This window comes from Stenotrophomonas sp. PS02300, assembly GCF_029959395.1.
In the GTDB taxonomy this organism is placed as follows: domain Bacteria; phylum Pseudomonadota; class Gammaproteobacteria; order Xanthomonadales; family Xanthomonadaceae; genus Stenotrophomonas; species Stenotrophomonas maltophilia_AD.
Genome location: NZ_JASCOP010000243.1, coordinates 1 through 1,356, shown reverse-complemented (window position 1 = coordinate 1,356; position 1,356 = coordinate 1). Strand labels below are relative to the sequence as shown.

The following is a 1,356-nucleotide window of genomic DNA, read 5'->3' as shown; positions in this document are numbered from 1 at the left end:
ACACCGGTTCAATCTGGGGGCAAATTTCTACGCGGTCGGCGACCACGGTTGGTCGTCGCGGCCACATTGCGCACATTGGGCTGACCAATGGGGCATGCCGGTGTTTGCCACCGGCGGTTAGCATCGGGTGGGCGGCATCTTGCCGCCTGCCCCGTTCCGCTGGAAGTCTCCGATGCCGCTTCGTGCCTGCTCCGCTGCCGCCCGCCTGATCCTGGCCGGGCTTGTCCTGGTTCCCCTGCTTGCCGCCGCCCGCGAGGTTCCCGCGCCGGCCGAACATGTGGATGCCGATGGTCCCTACGTGTTCATGACCCCCAAGGGCCACCAGGCGCACTGGGTCTGCAATGACCATGTGGTCGAGCGCGACCTGCCGGCGCGCGGTGGCGGCACCGTGGTGCTGCCCGAATGCGGCTACCCGCATCCGTTGACGGTGGCTGCGCCACAGCAGGCCACCCCCGCGCAGTACCCGGCCACGCCGCGCATCGTGGCGGTGTCGGACATCCACGGCCAGTACGGCCTGCTGGTGAAGCTGCTGCGCGCTCATCATGTCATCGACAACGACGACCACTGGTCCCTGGGCACCGCCACGCTGGTGGTGGCCGGCGATGTGTTCGACCGTGGCCCGCAGGTGACCGAAGCCTTCTGGCTGCTCTACAGCCTGCAGCAGCAGGCCGCTGCAGCCGGTGGCGCGGTGCACTTCGTGCTGGGCAACCATGAAACCATGGTGCTGTATGACGACCTGCGCTACGTGAACCCGAAGTACCTCAAGAGCGCCCAGCTGCTCGGTCGCAGCTACCCGGCGCTGTACGGCGCCGACTCGGTGATCGGCCAGTGGCTGCGCACCCGCCCGGTGATGCTGCAGATCGGCGATACGCTGTTCCTGCACGGCGGCATCGCGCCGCAGAACCTGGACCTGGTGCGCGGGCTGGACGCCACCAACACCCTGTACCAGGCCTCGGTCGGCCTGCCCAAAGACCAGGTCAAGGCCGCACCGGACACGGCGCGCCTGTTCGACGGCAAGACCAGCCCGATCTGGTTCCGTGGCTATTTCGACGGGCAGATGGATACCGACCAGGTGGACACCCTGCTCAAGGACCTCGATCTCAAGCGCATCGTGGTCGGGCACACCTCGATGCCGCACGTGAGCAGCTTCCACGGTGGGCGCATCATCGCCATCGACAGCAGCATCAAGAACGGCGAGAACGGCGAACTGCTGTTCATCGAAGACGGCGCGGTCAGCCGTGGCCTGCTGGATGGCTCACGGGTGCCGCTGGCCGAAGGAAAGATGGGCCTGGAAGACTGACCCGCCGTCGCAGGCCGGGCAGCCGCGGCGCTTACATACCGCGCGTGGGCAGGGTA

At 67.3% G+C, this 1,356-nt stretch carries 1 protein-coding gene; it reads left to right on the top strand.

Annotation, left to right across the window (positions count from 1 at the left end; all coding sequences use genetic code 11):
- Positions 1-172 precede the first annotated feature (172 nt).
- Positions 173-1,300 (top strand): metallophosphoesterase, encoded by a 1,128-nt coding sequence (locus QMX79_RS20735; protein WP_282248456.1) that lies wholly within the window; start codon positions 173-175, stop codon positions 1,298-1,300.
- The last annotated feature ends 56 nt before the right edge of the window (positions 1,301-1,356 follow it).